This window comes from Asaia siamensis, from assembly GCF_014635085.1.
Lineage (GTDB): Bacteria > Pseudomonadota > Alphaproteobacteria > Acetobacterales > Acetobacteraceae > Asaia > Asaia siamensis.
Genome location: NZ_BMCH01000003.1, coordinates 419,399 through 439,200, shown reverse-complemented (window position 1 = coordinate 439,200; position 19,802 = coordinate 419,399). Strand labels below are relative to the sequence as shown.

12 protein-coding genes and 1 pseudogene are annotated in these 19,802 nt (G+C 58.8%); 7 read left to right on the top strand and 6 right to left on the bottom strand.

Features of this window, described 5'->3' with window-relative positions:
• Positions 1–71: 71 nt before the first annotated feature.
• The 3 genes from IEV53_RS07815 to IEV53_RS07805 all read left to right on the top strand — a co-directional run bounded on the left by IEV53_RS07815 (position 72) and on the right by IEV53_RS07805 (position 6,150).
• A complete protein-coding gene (locus tag IEV53_RS07815) occupies positions 72–2,540 on the top strand; it encodes a TonB-dependent receptor plug domain-containing protein (protein WP_188426200.1) in 2,469 nt (822 codons plus the stop codon).
• A 205-nt stretch (positions 2,541–2,745) separates the two neighbouring features.
• Complete coding sequence (locus IEV53_RS07810; RefSeq protein ID WP_229719756.1) at positions 2,746–4,230, top strand: carbohydrate porin; 1,485 nt, start codon at positions 2,746–2,748, stop codon at positions 4,228–4,230.
• A gap of 87 nt (positions 4,231–4,317) precedes the next feature.
• Positions 4,318–6,150: a glycoside hydrolase family 15 protein gene (locus IEV53_RS07805; RefSeq protein ID WP_188426199.1), complete on the top strand. Its 1,833-nt coding sequence runs from the start codon at positions 4,318–4,320 to the stop codon at positions 6,148–6,150.
• 159 nt (positions 6,151–6,309) lie between these two features.
• Here IEV53_RS07805 and IEV53_RS07800 read toward each other — a convergent pair whose 3' ends face one another.
• The 6 genes and pseudogenes from IEV53_RS07800 to IEV53_RS07775 form a co-directional block, all read right to left on the bottom strand.
• Positions 6,310–6,687, bottom strand: coding sequence for an MFS transporter (locus IEV53_RS07800; RefSeq protein WP_188426198.1), 378 nt, complete (start codon positions 6,685–6,687; stop codon positions 6,310–6,312).
• Between the two features lie 788 nt (positions 6,688–7,475).
• Positions 7,476–8,183, bottom strand: a pseudogene (locus IEV53_RS07795) (IS6 family transposase).
• Between the two features lie 73 nt (positions 8,184–8,256).
• A complete protein-coding gene (locus IEV53_RS07790; protein ID WP_188426197.1) occupies positions 8,257–9,252 on the bottom strand; it encodes an LLM class flavin-dependent oxidoreductase in 996 nt (331 codons plus the stop codon).
• Between the two features lie 37 nt (positions 9,253–9,289).
• Complete coding sequence (locus IEV53_RS07785) at positions 9,290–10,699, bottom strand: chloride channel protein (protein WP_188426196.1); 1,410 nt, start codon at positions 10,697–10,699, stop codon at positions 9,290–9,292.
• Positions 10,700–10,838: 139 nt separating this feature from the next.
• Positions 10,839–11,738, bottom strand: a complete 900-nt coding sequence (locus tag IEV53_RS07780) for a cation diffusion facilitator family transporter (RefSeq protein ID WP_188426195.1) — start codon at positions 11,736–11,738, stop codon at positions 10,839–10,841.
• Entirely contained in the window at positions 11,732–12,799 is a 1,068-nt protein-coding gene (locus IEV53_RS07775) for a cation diffusion facilitator family transporter (RefSeq protein WP_188426194.1), read from the bottom strand. The genes IEV53_RS07780 and IEV53_RS07775 overlap by 7 nt, the downstream gene beginning before the upstream one ends.
• 532 nt (positions 12,800–13,331) lie before the next feature.
• On the opposite strand from IEV53_RS07775, the gene IEV53_RS07770 reads away from it, so the two are divergent.
• The 4 genes from IEV53_RS07770 (at position 13,332) to IEV53_RS07755 (ending at position 19,580) form a co-directional block, all read left to right on the top strand.
• Positions 13,332–13,622, top strand: a complete 291-nt coding sequence (locus IEV53_RS07770; protein WP_188426193.1) for a helix-hairpin-helix domain-containing protein — start codon at positions 13,332–13,334, stop codon at positions 13,620–13,622.
• 2 nt (positions 13,623–13,624) lie between these two features.
• Positions 13,625–15,310 carry a M28 family metallopeptidase gene (locus tag IEV53_RS07765; protein WP_306414285.1) on the top strand — a complete coding sequence of 562 codons (1,686 nt, stop codon included), beginning with the start codon at positions 13,625–13,627 and terminating at the stop codon, positions 15,308–15,310.
• Positions 15,311–15,430: 120 nt separating this feature from the next.
• Positions 15,431–17,050: an NAD(P)/FAD-dependent oxidoreductase gene (locus IEV53_RS07760; RefSeq protein WP_188426192.1), complete on the top strand. Its 1,620-nt coding sequence runs from the start codon at positions 15,431–15,433 to the stop codon at positions 17,048–17,050.
• 430 nt (positions 17,051–17,480) lie between these two features.
• Positions 17,481–19,580 (top strand): Hint domain-containing protein, encoded by a 2,100-nt coding sequence (locus IEV53_RS07755; RefSeq protein WP_188426191.1) that lies wholly within the window; start codon positions 17,481–17,483, stop codon positions 19,578–19,580.
• Positions 19,581–19,802: the final 222 nt, after the last annotated feature.

The window sequence follows — 19,802 nt, the reverse complement described above, 5'->3', positions numbered from 1 at the left end:
TACGCTCCCGGTCTCTCCTGCCATCAGTTGCACGCAAGGGGATCCTGTCCCTTATTGCCACGACGTGCCTGATGTCCTGCGGGGCCGAGGCATTGGCGCAGACAACAGCAGGAACCGCGACTGACAGCGTCAGTCATCCCGCCGCAAACAAGACCCAGCCTGCCAGGTCGGCAAAGCCTGCTGCCAAGAGCAAGGCGCTGCGCACGCGCCAGTCTGCGCCGGTTACGGCGGGCGACGCCGATGGTGGCAGTGAAGCCATCGTCGTGACCGGTACACGTGAGATTGGCAAGAAGGCGCGCGATGCGATCGCGCCGCTCGATATCATTTCGCACAAGCAGATTGCGGCAACAGGTCAGGGCACGCTGCGCGATGCGCTTGCGCTGCTGCTGCCCTCGCTCACCACACCGACAGCCGGTTTCGATGCCGGTGCGATGACGGACACGATCAGCCTTCGTGGCCTCAACCCGAACGAGACGCTCGTTCTGGTCGATGGCAAGCGCCGCCACAACACGGCCAATATCTATTCCAACCCCGGCCCGCAGCAGGGGTCGACGGCATCCGATATCGACATGATTCCGATGTCGGCCATTGATCATGTCGAGGTGCTGCGCGACGGCGCATCGGCCCAGTACGGCTCGGACGCCGTGGCCGGTGTGGTCAATATTATTCTCAAGAAACAGGCGCGCGGCTTTCACGCCCAGAACATCACCGGCATCACTTCCGAAGGCGATGGCTTTCAGCAGGGTGTCTATCTTGATGGCGGGGCAAGCCTTGGGTCGCGGGGCTTTGTGCATGTCAGCGGCGATTTCGTGCATCAGGATCACACCTATCGCAGCGCCGCCGACAACCGCACGGGTACCTATCAGAACAACATCCTGAGCCAGCCCGAGCAGACGCGCGAGAGTGTTGCGGTCAATGCCGGATATGATCTGACAGACAACATCCAGCTTTATGCTCTGGGCACCTATGCCCATCGCCATGCCGAATCCTATCAGAACTATCGTCTGGCCTCGTCGCTGAACGCCTATCCCGGTTATCAGGCGATCTACCCTTGGGGGTATTCGCCGGTCGAGACGCTGAACGAGAATGATTTCGAGCTCAAGGCCGGTGTGAAGGGCGATTTCCAGGGCTGGCACTGGGACGTTTCGAGCGTCTATGGCCGCGATTACGACGATATCGGTCTGATCAACTCGGTGAACCTCTCGATCAACAAGGCGACGGGCCGCACACCCACCTCGTTTGACGTGCAGGGCTTCAATAACCAGCAATGGACGAATGATTTCGATTTCAGCCGCAAATTCGAGTTCAGTGGCTGGCCGCACAGCGTGAATTTCGCCGGTGGCGCGTCCTATCGGTATGAGGGCTATTCGGTCGGCACGGGCTCGCCGGATTCACTCTATGGCAACGGATCGGACGCGCTTGCGGGCACGAACCCCGGCAATGCAGGGAATTACAGCCGTGACGTGGCGGCAGGCTATCTTGATATCTCGACCTATCTGGCCAAGGGGCTGCAGCTGGATCTGGCAGGTCGCTACGAGCATTACACCGATGTAGGCAACACCCAGAACGGCAAGGTCTCGTTGCGCTATGACATTACGCGTCGAATCGCGCTGCGTGGAACGATCAGCAACGGGTTTCATGCACCGACGCTTGCCCAGAAATACTACTCGGCACTCAATATCTCGCCGACTGCAGCCCGTGGGTTGATCGGCGCAGGCTCGCCCGGTGCACTTGCCAACGGGTCGTCTGGCCTCAAGCCCGAGCGCTCGACCAATGCGGAAGGCGGGTTCATTGTCGAGCCGATCCGCAACCTGCATGTCACGACCGATATCTATCAGATCAACATGCGTGACCGGATCATGCCGGGCGGCAATATCTCGGGTGCGACGGCAATCAAGGCCATGCAGCTCAATGGTTTTGCGCTGCCATCCGATATCGGCACATGGAATCAGAGCGCTATCACCGCCAACTGGTTCGGCAATGTGGCCAGCACCCGTACGCAGGGACTTGATATCACTGTCACCTATCTGACCAAGCTCGGCGCTTTCGGGCGTATCGACTGGGATGCAGCGATCAACCTCAACCGTACCCGCCTGTCGCATCAGGCCACCAACCCGCTTACCGGCGGGCCACTGCTCAATGCGGCCTCGATTGCCTATCTGACCACGGCCTATCCGCGCAGCAAGATCATCTTCGGTGGCAACTGGACCCATGCGAAGTGGATCATCGGCCTGCATGAGATCCGCTGGGGCCAGACGACCAACCAGCTCACCTACTATGCACCCGGCCCCTACCAGTTCAGCACGACGCATTTTCTGGAATACCAGAACAAGCCGAAATGGACGACCAATCTGGACGTGAGCTACCGGATCACCCCCCGCTGGACAGCCACGATCGGCGGCAACAACATCTTCTCGGCCTATCCCAGCCGCGTGCCTGATGGAAACCGCTATCTCGGCGCGCCGCAATATTACATGAGCACCTCGCAGCTCGGCATTAACGGTGGCTACTACTATTTCCGCGTGAACTACGATCTCTAAGCGGAAAATTAACGAGGCTCCTTCCAGGCTGTGATCGGTTCTGCCGATCCAGCAATGATTTGTCATGATCGCTTGACGTCAGATTTAACGGTGTTTTTTCCGCTTCCATGGGTAGCTGATCACGGATACGGCATAAAAACACGACCGGCAGGGTCCAAAAAACCTGTCGGTTTTCTTAAAAGACGGTCATCCACTCACAGGGAGCTTGAGCCAGACATTGACCCCTTCCGTCTTGCGCCTCTTTTCCGCCTGTCTTGCCATGCCGTTCATGGCCGCCACTGCCTATGCGCAGGGGTCTCCGTCCCCCGTGGTCGCCAATGCCACCTATGGCGCCGTCAATGCCGGCCAGCAGCCCTCGGCCCTGACCCAAGCCTCTCTGTCGGAGGTGCAGAAGGATACGTCCGTTGCCCCGCTGCCGAAGCCGGAGGCCTTGTTCGTCAATCCGTTCGGGGTGAATGCCTGGCTGCGTGAGCATGGCATTGCCATATTGCTCGATAACACCAACGAGATGTCAGGCATGATCACGGCCCCGACCAAGGGGCTCGGTCTGCGCCAGGGGGCGAGCAATACCGGTCAGTATTCGATGGAAAACGACATTGACTGGGAGCGTCTGGCGGGCTGGACCGGGTTTTCGACCCATGATGTGATGGTTGGCCGTTACGGCATTCCCGTGAGCCGCATGTTTGGCGACAACCTCAACCCCAGCCAGGAAATTTATGGCAGTGGCGGCAACGTGGTCGTCCATCTTGTCTATGCCTATGGCGAGGAAACGCTGTTCAATGACCGTTTCAATGTGGCGGCGGGGCGCATGTCCTTCCTGTCCGATTTCTCGGCCAATCCGCTCTACTGTAACTTCATGAACAATGCCTTCTGCGGTAACCCGAAGGCCTCGAGTGACAATACGGCTCACGCCTCCTACCCCGATGCCAACTGGGCAGCGCGGTTCCGGATCAGGCCGAGCGAGAACACCATTCTGCAATTCGGTGTCTATTTCACCCAGACCCAGGCCATCTACGGCAATGCCCAGATGCGTACGGGCTTCAAGTTCAACGGCGCGACGATCGATGGCGAGGCCATGCCGGTCGAATTCATCTGGGAGCCGCGCTTTGGTCACGATCACTCGCTGCCCGGCCATTACAAGGCAGGTTTTGCGTATGATACGGCAGACCACAAGGACAACTACTATGACGGCAATGGCGACGCCTTTGCGCTGAGCGGCCTCAAGCCGCGCAACGTGCATGGCGCCTGGGCAGCCTGGGGGCTGGTGGATCAGATGGTCTATCACCACCCCGGTCAGGCCCCCGATGCCGGCGTCACCCTGATCGGTGCGGCCTATTTCAACAAGGCACAGACTGCGACGCGCGCAGACCAGCTCTCGATCGGTGTGCTCGATCGCGGGTTCTGGAAGTCGCGCCCGCTCGATGGCGTTGGCGTCAATTTCTCATGGACTCATGTGTCTGACGACCTGACGCGTTCGCAGCGCCTCTACGCCATGCAGGGCCTGCCGATCCCGAACGGGTCGCTCTTTCCTCAGACCAGCGCCTATGTGGTGGAAGCCACCTATCAGATTCATGTGCTGCGCGGGGTCACCTTCGCGCCTGACTTCCAGTATTATTTCAACCCCGGTGGTCAGAAACAGCTTAACAATCAGGCACTTCTCGGCTTCAAGAGCCATATAGAAATCTTCTGAAAAACTGGCGGGAGAAACCCGTCCCCTCTCTCGATTGTTGCATCTGCCCCGGCGACAAGCCGAGCCGACAGATCGAGAGAGGCGCCCATGACGCATACGATACCCGCCCTTGCCCGGGCGCTCTCGCCTGAAGGGCCGCTCGACGGGTTCTGGCCCATTGAGGATTATGCGGCTCTCGGCGATGGCCGATGCGTGGCTCTGTTGGCGCCCGATGGCAGTGTCGACTGGCTTTGCGTGCCTAATATCGATTCTCCGCCCATGTTCGACCGCCTGCTGCATCGCCCGGGTGGTTTTTTCCAGATACGCCCTGTCGGGGCCTATACCGCAACACGCCGCTATCGCGAGGACAGCAATGTTCTCGAGACCCTGATCGAGACGGAACACGGCACGGCGCGGCTGACGGATTCTCTGAACAGCACCCTTGCCGGGCGCCTGCCCTGGACGGAATTCGCCCGACGGATCGAAGGCGTTTCGGGTCGTATGACCTTCATCGTGCGTTTTCGCCTTGGGACACGCTGCGGCACCGTAGCGCCCTGGATACAGGAGACCGAAAACGGGTCGATCTTCCATGTTGGTTCGGTTCTGGCGCATCTGGTGCATACAGAGAACATGCGCCTGACCCGCGAAGAAGATGACGCCATAGAGGCCGAGATCGTGGTGGGGGAAAAGACCCGCGCGCTCATTGCCCTGGTCGCCACAGAAAACGAGCCTCTTGCCGTGCCATCGGTGGAAGAGATCGATGCCCGCATCGAGACGAGCGATTCCGCGTGGCGCAACTGGGCCAATGACCTGCATTATGACGGCCCCTATCGCGAGCAGGTGCGTCGCAGTGCGCTCGCCCTGAAGCTGCTGCTCTATTCATCGAGCGGCGCTATTGCGGCGGCAGCCACCACATCGCTGCCCGAGCGTCTGCGCGATGGCAAGAACTGGGATTATCGCTTCGCGTGGATACGCGACGCTGCCTATGTCGCGAATGCCTTTCTGCGTCTGGGAGCTGTGGCAGAGGTCAAGGCGGCGCTGGCCTGGCTGGTGCATCATCTGGGCGAAGAGGGGCCTCTCGTCATGTATGGCCTTTCTGGCCAGCGCGTCGAGGACGAAACGCGTTATGACGAGGTCGAGGGCTATCGTGGGGTCAAGCCGGTCGTCAGCGGCAATAGGGCGTCGGGTCAGCATCAGCATGGGATCTATGGTGATATTTTCGAGACCGCAGCCTTGTTCGTCTCACGCGGCAATCTGCTCGACCAGAAGACGGCCCAGCTTCTGGCCGATCTTGCGGATCGCTGTGCTGATCACTGGCGACAGAAAGATGCCGGTATCTGGGAACTGACCGAAGACCAGCATTACACCATGTCGAAGATCAGCTGCTGGCAGGCGCTTGATCGTGCCTGCCAGATGGCGGCACGTGGCCATCTGGCAAAAGATCGCGCCCCACGCTGGGCGCGTGAAAAAGAGCGGATCATGGCGTGGATAGACAGCGAATGCTGGTCGGAAAAACGTCAGGCCTATCTGTTCTATCCCGGCTCTGATGCGCTGGATGCGTCCATCGCCCTGGCTGTGCCGTTCGGCTTTGACCGTGACAAGCGCATGCGCGCGACGCTGCACGCAATCCGCGCGGAGCTGGGAAGCGGGCCATTTCTGTATCGCTACAGCGGTATGCAGTCTGAAGAGGGGGCGTTTCTCGCCTGCTCCTGCTGGATGGTCGAGGCTCTGGCCCTGCTAGGTGAAAAAGAAGAAGCTGATGCGCTGTTTGCAGAGTTTTTGGCGCGGCTGCCACGCAATACCGGGGTCATTGCCGAGATGATCGACCCGCAGACCGGCATGTATCTGGGCAACACACCTCAAGGGCTGAGCCATCTCGGAGTCGTGCATGCGGCCTGCGCCCTGGCAGGGAACAGGATGAAAGCCTTCGATCTGTCCTGAGGGGCGACGCGATGGCGTGAGCTTTATTATCAGTTGTTAATGCTTGATCTCGATCAAAAACCACAGGATCGAGATGCGGCATAACCGGTGTCGAGCCAAGCCTGACGCAAGAAGCAGGCAGCTCATGCGGCGCCCCAAGGGGCCAGAACGCATGACTGGTCAGGCTCCTCGCGAGCGCGCCTGTTTTGACCAGGCCTCCTCGGCGAGACTCAGCAGAAAAATTATGAAGCCACTGAGCGACAGGGCCAGTCCGACCCAGCCGACAGAGGTCCAGCCCAGATCATGGGCGACGGCGAGTCCTCCGAGCCACGGCCCGATAGCATTGGCTGTGTTGAAGGCGCTTTGATTGAGCGCGGCAGCCAGACCTTCAGATCCGGTTGCGACACTCAGCAGGCGCGACTGCACGACCGTGGAAAGCCCGCCACTGGCGCCGATCAGGAAAATCACGACTGTCAGGGGGATGACGGTTACCGTCGGCGATATCGCAAAAGCGCTGAAATCGCCACTCACCCAGGAAGAGGCAAGAAATGTATTCAATAACGCTCTGAAAGCCTATCAGGCATACCAGAATGCAGACGCGACGACAGGTGAGCCGCAAGCTGCCGATCATACCGGTAAAAACGAAACTCAGGCCCAGCCGAGCAAGCGACCCACGTCAGCTGAGACCGTCGGAGCAGATTTACTGCCGCCTAATGACGAAGATCCAGAAGGGAATGATAAGCCTTCGAATTCAATTCATGAAGGAAAGTAGGGTAAAAATCAAATCGGCCATAAAAATTATGACCCCGAAAAGGGTAGAAGTATACTTGAAGAGGATCCGAATTAATTGCTTTATGGCGTGTTGATTGGAAAATATAAGATAATCCGTAATCTCAGATCTAAATATTGGGTCTATTTTGGGAAAATTGTTATATATGGTGGAAAAGTTGTGTAGAAAAAAGTAATCGAATAATTCGAGATAGCAATACAGGGGCTCAGAATGTTCCGTCTATGCCATGAGGGAGCTAAATCGAAGATGGATATAAAAAAGTTTCATTTTATGTGGAAAAAGCTTTGAGAATGGAAGGTGTGTCTAACATAGCTGGTGTTGTAGTATTTGAAAACAGTTCAAACAATTTCCGGGTAGAGTGTATTTTTCATGTAAAACCCTCAGACGGGGACGTTGAAGCAATATCTCTGATTGAAACTCAAATTTTATCAGATGTATGGCCACTTATCGAAAATTTAGATGTACAGTGGAGGTGTGGCACTCTCATAGTGCATTAGGTCGCGTAGTGATGTCACGTTAACTGAAGTGAGTTAGTTGAAGCCCGCGAAGGGGACATTCAGACGCTGAGGGCGGTCGCGCTGCTCCATTGAGCGAAGGCCCTGATACGATGGATGTGCCGGGAAAAGGCGGTGGTGATAGAGGCGGATGTGCCGGAGAGATTTCGGATGGCTGAGAAGACGGACACGAAGCGCTGACACCCACCCGGTGAGCGGAATTTTTGCATAATATGCTCGCGTTTTCGTAGAGGGAGATGGCTGTTCTCCGCCCGGTTGTTCAGACCCTTATGCGAGAGATGCCGTATTGAGAGACACATTTGGCGTCTGGCAGCCCTGTAGAATTTCAGCTTGTCGGTGATCATGCGAGCAGGGCGCACCCCCTGCCGCTTCAAAAGTCGTGTCAGCAAACGTCTGGCTGCTTCGGTATTGCGTCGCGTCTGGAGGATTTCGTCGAGAATATACCCGTCCTGATCGACTGCGCGCCACAACCAGTGAAGCTTGACACGGATCACGACCCGCACCTCATCCAGGTGCCAGATATCATTCGGTCTTGCTGTCTTGCGATGCAGGGCGCGTGCGTATGCCGTGCCGAACTTCAGGCTCCATCGACGGATCGTCCCTTACGAGACGACAACGCCCCGCTCGAGAAGCAGCTCTTCCACAAGACGAAAGCTTAAAGGGAAGCGGAAATACAGCCATACCGTATGAGCGATCAGCTCACGAGGAAATCGGTGCCGCTTGTAGCTCACTGATGACGCTCTCATCATCAGCATTTACCATGCAGCACTTAACGTGACATTGCCCATCGACGTTCTGAAGGAACGCCTCGGGTAGGAAGGGTCAGCCCAGACCGGCACGCCTGGCTGCTTCCCGCGCCAGATCAAGGGCGTGAAGGCGAGGGACGAGATCGTAGATCGGCAGGGCCATCATGATTTCGTCGGGTCGGTGGCGCTCCACATAGTGGCTCAGCCCCGCCGCAACGTCATCGACCGTGCCAACGAAGCTTGTCGACAGGACTTCGTCGAACTGACGGCTGATCTCCGGTCCCCAGGGCAGGTCCTGAACCGGGACCGGATGAGGAAAGCGCCCCGGCGTTCCCTGACGCAGTGCTGCCATGTAGAGGCGCCGCGACGTCGCCAGATAATCGGCTTCTTCATGGGTATCGGCCGCAACGATATTCATCGCTAGCATGACGTGAGGCGCTGCAAGACGCGACGAGGGGCGGAATCGCTCCCGATAGAGCGCGATGGCCTCTTCCATCATCTGTGGGGCAAAATGCGACGCAAAGGCAAAGGGAAGGCCAAGGGCTGCGGCGAGTTCGGCCGAGAAAAGCGAGGAGCCCAGTAGCCAGATGGGAATATCGGCGCCTGCGCCCGGTGTCGCCAGAATGCCGGTCTGGCTGTCATCCCCGGCGAAATAGGCCATGAGTTCAAGCACTTCCTGCGGGAAGCGTTCTGCCCCCTCGCGGTTGCGTCGTAGCGCGCGCAGGGTTCTCTGATCAGACCCCGGGGCGCGGCCCAGCCCGAGATCGATGCGACCCGGATAGAGCGCATCCAAAGTGCCGAATTGTTCGGCGATGACCAGAGGCGCATGGTTCGGCAGCATGATGCCGCCAGCACCCACACGAATACGGGATGTCGCTGCGGCAAGGGCTCCGATTACCACGCTGGTTGCCGCCGAAGCGATGCCGGGAATGCCATGATGTTCTGCCACCCAGTACCGTTGAAAGCCTAGCGTTTCGGCCTTCTGCGCCAGCAGGCGTGAATCCGAGAGGGCATCGGCAGCACTGCCGGTTTCACGGATGAGGGACAGATCGAGAATGGAAAGCGGTGTCATTCTCCCGATATGGGGAGGGGTTTCGCCGCTTGAAAGATCAGTCCTTCTTCTCGACCTGCTCTGCAAGGGTCTCGACCGCAGGAGCCGCCGAACCGCGCGTATAGATGGGGGCAGGGGCCGCGCTATGGGCGGCTTCCATGAAACGGTCGGCAAGAGCGCCGTAAAGCGCGTGTTTGCAGATCATGCGCGACACACCGAAAGCCAGGAAGGAGGTCGCCATCAGCGCCAGGGTTACCTGCTGGTTGTCGCACATTTCCATGACGATGACGGTCGCGGTCAGCGGCGCCTGCACCACGGCCGAAAAATAGGCCACCGTGCCAAGCAGAACGACGGCGCCCGGTGTCGTATGGGGCAGATATTGCTCGATCCAGCCGCCGATACCCGCGCCGACCGAGAGCGACGGGGCGAACAGGCCCCCTGGAATTCCCGAGCAATAGGACACGACAGTGGCAATGAATTTCAGCACGAAGAACGAGGCAGGATAATGCTCCGATCCGTCAATGATGGCACGTGCCTGCATATAGCCTGTGCCATAGGTCGCGCCATGCGAGACAAGGCCCAGCAGCGCCAGAACAAAACCGCAAAGGGCGGCAAAGGCCACGGGGCGCGCCTTGATGAGCGCCCCGATACGCCCCGGTATTCCCTTCGAGAAGCGGATAAGAAGCGCAGAGAAACTGCCGCCTGCAATGCCACCGACGATGCCGCAGGTCAGTACCGCAATCCAGGCTGTACCCAGCGGGACGTCGACATCGGTGTGACCGAAATAGGAGTAGTTGCCGACCAGCGCGATGGCCGTCACACCTGAAAGCACGACGCCTGTCAGCATCGTGCCGGAAGTTTTCTGTTCGAAGGAATGCGAGAGTTCCTCGATGGCGAAGACGATTCCGGCCAGCGGGGTATTGAAGGCAGCCGAGACGCCTGCCGCACCACCCGCCAGAATGGCCCCGCGTCGGGCTGAAACGCTCGCCGTGCCCAGCAGGCGCGAGAAGCCATGCATGATGGCCGCACCGACCTGTACGGTCGGGCCTTCACGGCCGATCGAGGCGCCGACCATGAGACCAAAACAGGTCAGAACGATCTTGGCGAAGGCGATTCTGAGCGAGAGCACACGATTGACGATCGAGAAATTCTCGATGTGCAAGGTTGCGATGGTTTGCGGAATGCCGCTTCCCTGTGCGCCCGAAAAGAAGCGTCGTGTTACCCAGGTCGAAAAGGCGAGCCCGGCGGGAACGACAACCAGCATCACGTAAGGGTCCCAGTGCAGCAGGCGCCCGCGTGCGCGCGCTGCCCAGTCTGCCGTGCCGGCAAAGCCGACAGCCACCACGCCCACCAGAACGGCACCAAGCCAGTAGGTGAGGGTACGACGCCATTGCGACGTCGTTCTACGCGCGGAACGGCGGAGATGCTGGATGCGGTTCTTTTGCCGCAGAGCGGTGCTTGGGCGCATGAATGCTCGCCTGTCTGGAGATCGGGAGGCACCGACCGGTGTGGAACGCTCCTGCCAGCACCGCGGGCGACAGGTCAAGAAACTCTCGTCTCAAAAACCTAACGACGCTGCGAGCGTCCGGTTCGGTCCTAAAACGATCTTATGCCAGCACCGGGATGCCTGTCTGCTTCGCCTTTTCCTCGGGTTCGACATGAATATGGATCAGGGCCCGCCCCAGATGGCGTCTGAGCGCGTGTTCAACCCGATCGCAGATGTCATGGGCATCGGACACGCTCATGGCGCCGGGTACGACGAGGTGAAATTCGATGAAGCTGACACTGCCCGCCGTACGCACACGGATATCATGCGCTTCTATCGCGCCGGTGGCGTGTTCCGAAATCACGACGCGGATCATCTGCAATGTGTCCGAATCGGGGGCTTCATCCATCAATCCGGCGATGGAGTGCTTCATCATGTCAAAGCCCACGCGCAGGACATTGAGCGCAACGAGGCCGGAAAGCAGGGCGTCGAGACGGGCATAACCGGTGAGCGGAATGAGCGCGATACCGACCACCAGCACGACAGTGGTCCAGACATCGGAAATGACGTGGCGGCCATTGGCGGTAAGGGCTGGCGAGCGTTTGAGGCGCCCCTGACGCACGAGAACGAGCCCCCAGACGAGATTGATCACCCCGCCCAGCGCATTGAACACGATGCCACGCCAGGGGGCGATGTCGGTATTGGGAAGAAGCCAGCTCTTCCATGCAACCCAGGCGATGCCGATTGCGGTCAGCACCACAAGGACAGCCTCGGTCACGGCGGAAAGATATTCGGCCTTGTCGTGCCCGTAGGTGTGATTGTCATCGGCCGGTCGCTGGGCAACGCTGAGCGCCCAGAGCGCGCCGATGGCAGCGGCGACGTTGATGATGGTCTCGAGCGCATCCGACAGCAAAGCCGCGCTGCCGCTCACACGCCAGGCAATGTATTTCAGCCCGAGCGCGATCAGGCTGACGAAGAGCGAGACCCAGCCGAAAACGATCTTTTCGGGTTGCTTCAGCATGAGATGCCGCTGCCGCCGGGAGAAGTGCCGCAAGGCGCCGTGCCGCATGGATAGGCACTGCCGGGGGCCTCGATCTGGAATGTGGCGTGGCCAATACGGAAACGCTTGGAGAGCATGGTCGATGCCTCGCGCAGGAGCGCATCTTGGCCACCGGCAGGCGCGGCACTGACCAGATGGACAGTCAGGGCCGTATCGGTCGTGCTGAGCGACCAGACATGAAGATGATGCAGGTCTTCAACACCCGGCAGGGCGCGCAGGCTCGTGGCGACCTGCTCGAGATCGATACGCTCCGGCACGCCGTCCAGTGCCATGTCGAGTGAGGCACGCAGCAGCGACCAGGTGCCGAAGATGATCGATATACAGACAACTAGGCTCACGATGGGATCGAGGATCGTCCACCCCGTCAGCATGATGATCAGACCGGTAATCACGACTGCAAGCGACATGACGGCATCTGCCGCCATATGCAGAAAGGCGCCGCGCAGATTGAGATCGTCCTTGCCACCCTTCATGAAGAGCAACGCCGTTGCACCGTTCACCACGATGCCACCAAGGGCCACCAGCATGACGACGCGGCCCGCGACCTCACCGGGATGGATGAGCCGGGTGATGGCCTCCCAGACGATACCGCCCGTCACCAGCAGCAGAAGCACGGCATTGCTCAGGGCAGAAAGTATGGTCGAACGCTTGAGACCGTAGGTGAAACGCGCGGTGGGCGCCCGCTTTGCGAGGCTGTGGGCAAGCCATGCCGCGCCCAGCCCCAGCACATCGGACAGGTTATGCCCGGCATCGGAAAGAAGCGAGAGCGAATGGGCCAGGAGCCCCCAGACCGTTTCGGCAACGATATAGGCGACGTTCAGCGTGACGCCGATCAGAAAGGCCACGCCATAGCTGGCAGGCTCGTGAACATGCCCGTGCCCATACCCGTGGTGATGGCCATGATGATGCCCGGCATGATCGTCATGGTCATGAGCGTGGTCGTGATCATGAGAACAGCCCTGATGGGGCGCGTGAGGATCATGACCCGCATGATGGGCATGGTCGCAGGGCGTTTCGGCCATGGGGCACTTTCCGTAAATCTCGCGAAACCGCTCCTATACGGCATCAGCATGGCTCAAGCCAACATGAACCATGCAGGGTTGTGGCTGAGCACGTGAATTATCGTATGCGTGCCATCGGCGGGAAATAACGTGGCAGCATTGGGGTTAATTGTCCTGTTACAACGTTGCTGCCAAATATTGGTGAATCGACTGGATTATTTTCGATTTATTCTTTCAACGTCGTCGTGAGTTTTGTTTCAATCGGGCAAATAAGGGCGATAGAAAGGGTTTGTAATCAAAAACGTCAATTTCGTCGTTGAATTATCGTCTCTTGTGAGGTGGTATGCGATGTCCGTGCGCAATGGGTTGCATGTTAACTATTTTATAACGATTTCAGAGGCTTCGGTGACTCGCCTCGTATCGGTGGTTTCGGTTTGATCTCTCAGTCTGTTCCGTATGCGTGTTCCAGGGTTCGCCTTTTGAAAGGACCGACCATGAAACCTTGCCTTACCGCTTTTGCGATGCCGCTTCGCCCCGATATCGGTGCGCCGCTGTGACCCTTGTCGGTTTGCGCAATATCGGTCCGGCGGCGCTCGAGGATCTCGCATTGCTCGGCATTACGACACGCGAGCAACTCGCATCCTGTGACCCCGATATTCTCTATCAGCGCCTGTGTGTTCAGACAGGCCAGCATCACGATCCCTGTGTTCATGATATCTTTTCTGCCGCCATTCATCAGTGCCGCACGGGTGAGGCGCTCGATTGGTGGCATTTCTCGGCCGCGCGCAAAGCAACACAAAGAAACGGCGTCTTCGTCGCCACGACAATAAAGACAAGGAAATAACAATGCGATCAGCCCGTATCTCAGCCACGGCCATCCTGTCGATGCTCGGGTTGCTCGGATCTTCTGCCCTGGCGGCTGATCCCCTTGTCTATGCCCCGATGGACCCTGTCCGCATGTCGGAGGTGATCAAGACCCTGGCGTCTGATCCGTTCGAGGGGCGTGCTCCCGGAACGATCGGAGCCATCAAGACGGTGAATTATCTGGTGGCGCAGTTTCAGGCGATCGGGCTGCAGCCCGCCGGTGAGAACGGCGGCTGGACCCAGGAAGTCCCGATGGTTCACACGAAGATTGCGCCTGAGAGCGTGGTCCAGTTCCGGGTGGGGCAATCAGAACCCGTAATATACAGGCAGTTGCAGGAAATCTACCTGACGACGAATATGCCCTCGTCGCAGATCAAGATCACCGATGCCCCTCTTGTTTTCGTCGGTTACGGCGTGGACGCGCCTGCGCGTGACTGGGATGATTTCAAGGGTGTCGATCTCAAGGGCAAGATTGCGGTCATCCTGATCAACGATCCCGATTTCCGCGCCAAGCCGGACGAGGCCGTTTTCGATCGTTTCGGCGGTCGGACCATGACGTATTACGGGCGATGGACATACAAATTCGAGGAGGCAGCCCGGCGGGGGGCGATCGGTGCGCTGGTTGTTCATGATACCGAAGCGGCCAGCTATCCCTGGAGCACGGTCACTGCGCCTGGAGGAGAAAATTTTGCGCTCGAGAAGCAGGGTGCGCCAGACTCGCTGCTGTTGCAGGGCTGGATCGAGGGCAAGGCCGCTCATGAGCTGTTTGCGCGGGCCGGGCTGGACCTGGACGCGTTGAGCGAAGCGGCACGTCGCCCCGATTTCCGCCCTGTCATCCTTCCTTCTGCCAGTCTGACCACGAGCTTTGATGTGGCGACCACCCACCTTCAGAGTCGCAATGTCCTCGCCAAATTGCCGGGCACAACTCATCCTGATGAGACGATCATGTATGGCGCCCATTGGGATGCGTTTGGCAAGGGCAAGGGGCCTCATGGAGAGGCTATGATCCGCCGTGGGGCGATCGATGACGCCTCGGGTGTGGCTGCGGTGTTCGAAATTGCCCGCGCCTTCAAGGAAGGGCCGGCACCTGAAAGAACAATCGTATTCGCGGCCTGGACGGCGGAAGAGCGTGGCCTTCTGGGCTCGACTTATTATGTCGAACATCCCCTCGTCTCCCTCGAAAAGACGGTGGCCAATTTCACCATCGACGTCTTGCAGATGGGGGGGCTGTCTCACAACGCCTTCATCGTCGGCGCCGGACAGAATAGCCTGCAGGACGATTTTTCGACCATTGCATCGTCTCAGGGGCGCGTGACCCAGAACGAGGTTCTGCCTGAGCGCGGCGCTTTCTATCGCGCCGATCATCTCCCTTTCGCCCGGGCTGGTGTGCCGGTTCTGCCGATCATGGATCTGGCGGGTTACCCCGACCTGCTCAAAGGCGGTGTGCCTGCCGGGCGCAAATGGCTCGAGGGCTACATGGCCTGCTATCACCAGCCCTGTGATGCCTGGAATGCGAGCTGGGATCTCAGCGGTGCGGCAGAAGATGCGGCCGCCCTGTATGAAGTCGGTCGTAGCCTCGCCTTCTCGCGTATGTGGCCGAGCTGGAAGCAGGGGTCGGAGTTCAAGGCTATTCGTGACCGCACAGAGGCACAACGCCCGGCACTCTGAGAAACAGGAGAGAGATTGCCTCTTCCGACAGGTGGGAGAGGCAGCAGGGGCTTTGGTCGCTGGCTAAGGCGGCCTATTCTTTTCTTGACAAAGCCCCTCTCTCCATGACTTCCAGCCGTCATGATCCGGCTTACCGAACTCAGGCTTCCCCTCGACCACTCGACCGATGCGTTGCGCGAGGCGATTCTCGCCCGGCTGAACATCGATAGCGCAGCGCTGCGAGACTTTACGGTCGCGCGTCGCGGCTATGATGCGCGCAAGCGCGGGCGCATCGTGCTTGTCTATAGCGTTGATTGCTCGATCGACGATGAAGCGGCGGTTCTTGCCGCTCATGAAAACACACCGTCGGTCATGCCAACCCCGGATACGTCTTACGTTCTCCCGACCGTCACGCCGGAAGGGGCGGGCGGGCCTCGCCCCGTCGTGATCGGTGCAGGCCCTTGCGGTGTAATGGCGGCACTCATTCTGGCCCAGGCGGGACTGCGTCCGATCGTGATCGAGCGTGGCAAGATCGTACGTGAGCGTACGGTCGATACCTTCGCCTTGTGGCGCCGGTCGGAATTGACGCCTGAGAGCAATGTGCAGTTTGGCGAGGGTGGTGCCGGGACGTTTTCCGACGGCAAGCTCTATAGCGGCGTCAGTGACCCGCGCCACCTGGGCCGTAAGGTCATGGAGGAGTTCGTCAAGGCAGGCGCACCGGAGGAAATTCTCTACGTTTCAAAGCCCCATATCGGCACGTTCCGGCTCGTTTCCATGGTCGAGCATATCCGTGGGGAAATCGAGCGTCTGGGGGGCAGCTATCGCTTCGGGGTGCGCGTTGACGGGCTGATCACCGAGGGTTCGCCCCGTCGGTTGAAGGGGCTGCGCCTCTCTGATGGCACAACGCTTGAGACGGATCACGCCATTCTTGCGGTCGGGCACAGCGCACGCGATACGTTCGAAATGCTGCGAGAGGCTCAGGTGCCGATGGTGGCCAAACCCTTCTCGATCGGGGTGCGGATCGAGCATCCGCAATCCCTGATCGATTGCGCCCGTTTTGGCGATCAGGGTGGCCACCCGCTTCTGGGGGCGGCCGATTACAAGCTGGTGCATCACGCGAAGAATGGCCGGGCCGTCTATTCCTTCTGCATGTGTCCCGGGGGCACGGTCGTTGCGGCCACCTCGGAGCCCAATCAGGTCGTGACCAACGGCATGAGCCAGTATTCCCGTGCCGAGCGCAATGCGAATGCCGGTATCGTGGTCGATGTTTCACCAGAGCGCGATTATCCCGACGATGTGCTGGGAGGTGTCGCTTTCCAGCGTCACTGGGAGCGCGCGGCTTTCGTTGCGGGTGGCGGGGACTACAAGGCACCAGCCCAGCGGGTGGAAGACTTCCTTGCCGGGCGTCCTTCAACCACCCTTGGCGATGTCGTGCCCTCATACAAGCCGGGCGTGACCCCGACCGATCTGTCCCTTTGTCTGCCGGATTTCGCCGTTGAGGCGATCCGGGAAGCGCTTCCGGCTTTCGAACGCAAGCTCAAGGGGTTCTCGATGGGGGATGCCGTGCTGACTGGCGTCGAGACCCGTACATCATCACCGATCAGAATGCCGCGTGGCGCAGATGGTCAAAGCCCGGGCATTGCAGGACTGTTCCCGGCGGGTGAGGGCGCAGGCTATGCCGGGGGCATTCTTTCGGCAGGGATAGACGGTATTCGCGCAGCGGAATGGGTCATCCATGCTGTCACGGGCAGTCCTGCCTGAGAGCGACCGCATTCTGCCGGGTTCAATTCATGCGTTGATTGACAGGATGTCTGCCGCTCTCCAGCAAGCGCACCATGCGGCAGGCGTGTCCGATTGTCCATCCTGCCGTCAGGCCAGCAGAATGGGCCGGGCGCCAGTGGCGCCTTTATCGAGGCATGAGATGTTTCATCCAACGGGGATGCCAGGCTCTGGTGCGTAGTCTGGCAAAAGAAATAGTTATTAACCGTCAATAGATAAAAATTTCTTCGTCAAACGTTATTTATATTTGCGGCTACTAACAACGCCTTTCCAATTTGCCCACATAATGTGCCATTGAAACGCTAATAACAGATAATCTGACCCGGGTAGCCCGTTATGGGGGGGCTCCGATTTTGTCAAAGAGTACGGCGAAGGCGGACGCACAGAGGGCAAAATAACGGAGAGACGGGCAATGGCGACGCAGATTAGCGGTAACTGGATGGCCAGTAACGTCAGTGGTCAAACCGTTTATGTCAGCAACGGCGTCACTATCAGCGGCGCTGTCTTGTTCACCGGGGGATGGACGCTTACGGTCGCGAGCGGTGCGACGGTATCAGGCCTTTCAGCCGTAGCGTCGGGTGGTTACCCAACCGTCGTCGTGTCTGGCGGCTCATTGATCGATTCAACCGTCGATAACGGCTACCTGCGTGTGTCAAATGGTGGTGTCACGAGTAATGTCAGCGGGATATCGACCGAGACAAATTACTATTCGGGTTCTACCTCCCTCGATGAGACCTATTCCTGGGTGACGCCTTATGATCACAGCCCGGTCAGATTTTCTTCAGGCTCGGTGGCGAGTAACGCGCATATCTCCAATGGCGTGAATGTGTATGTGAGTTCGGGAGCGACCGTTAATGGTCTCGAAGTAACATCGGGCGCATCTGTGCTTGTCAGCTCCGATGCCGTGCTGAGCAGCTTGTCTATTACGGCAGGTGGCTCTGCTACTATCCTCGCTGATTACGGTACGCCCAGACCGTTGACGACGACACCTACGAGTAATGTCTCTGTTCTCAGAGGCACTTGGTCAGCGATTAATTCCGGAGGGGTGACCGTTTATGTAAGCGGTAATGTTGTCAGCCAGGGCCCGGTACGTATGAGCGGGGGAACCCTGATCGTGATGAGCGGCGCAACCGCCTCAGGGGGCAGCGGATCCAACCAGGGAGGATATCCGGTCGTTTCTGTCATGTCTGGCGGTACCTTGCTGAGTTCGGTCATCACCAACGGGTATCTCTATATGTCTTCGGGCGGAGCGAGCGTTGGAAATTCCTATAATTCGCTCGTTGCGACGATCAGCGCCGGGGCGACGTCAATCAACGACATCTATTACAATTCTGGCTTCACAAACGATACGATCTACGTTGCCAGTGGGGCGACAATGTATGGTGCCGAAGTTGCCAGTGGCGTCCTGATTTACGCCTCGAGCGGCTCGACGCTTAAGGATCCGGTGGTTGTATCCGGAGGCAGTCTCACAATAGCGGGCGGGACGGTTATCACGTGTTTCCTCGCCGGTTCACTGATTGAGACCGAGGCTGGCGAGAAGGCAATTGAGGATTTCATCAAAGGCGATCTGATGACTGTCTATCGTCACGGAATGCCCGGATCTGAGCCGGTCATTCACTTGGTCAGAGACCGGGTTACGGTTCGCCGCCATCTGCCCGATGATGAGGCAGGCTATCCGGTGCGTATCGCCGCTGGCGCGTTCGGACCGGGGCAGCCCTATCAGGATCTGCTGGTAACTGCCGAGCATTGCTTCTTCTTCGAGGAAGCCTTTGTACCGATACGCATGCTCGTCAACGGAGTGAGCATTGCCTATGATCGCAGCTTCGACTCTTACGAGTATTATCATATCGGCACGGCAGAGCATGGGATCATCCGTGCCAATGGCGTGTTGTCTGAAACGCTGCTTGATGGTGAAAATCCGGCTCTTTCAGGACTTGCCGATATCAAGGTCTATTATCGTGCCTGGGCGCAGGATGCCGCCGCTCCCTTGCGCACGGATCGGGAGTTCGTCGCGCCGATCTACGAGGCGATCGCTGCGAGAATTGGCGATGGAGCGATCATCCGTCGCGATATGGTGCTGGAGCATGATCCGGGCCTTCATCTTGTGACAGAGGGGGGGCTGCGTATTCCCTGTGCGCGGAAACAGGGGAAAAATGCCATGTTCCTGATCCCGCCCGACGTGCGTGAGGTACGCATTGCGTCCCGTGTGGCCAGACCCGTTGATATTGAGGGGCCCTGCCGTGACGATCGGCGTAAGCTTGGGGTTCTTGTCGGGGATGTCACGCCATATTCCGCGACAGAAACCAGACGCCTTGAAGATCATCTCCGCGCCCTCGATATCGAGGGCTGGGCGCCTCTGGAGACGTCGGAACATCGTTGGACGACAGGTGAGGCCGCAATATCGCTTGGCGACCGCAAGGATGAGGAGCCTGCCGTACTTAGCGTCACAATACGCGCTGGCGGCCCTTATCTGCCTGACACAGGCAAGGAAGGTCAGCGTTTCAAATTCTAGGGCGATGCGTTTTTGTTCAGAATTGCGGCAATTTTCTGCGTGGGAGATCGCTCAGCTCTGAACAATCAGACGAATTTCCGGTCTCGGCACAGAGGCGGTCCGTACAGCGGCCTCGAGCGGCTTGTGCATCTCGCCTCGTTTTCAACCCCATGACGGCAAGCGGTAGACCACGGTCATTGTCGCTACGATAACCATCACGGCAGTACTTCCGGCGATTGCCTG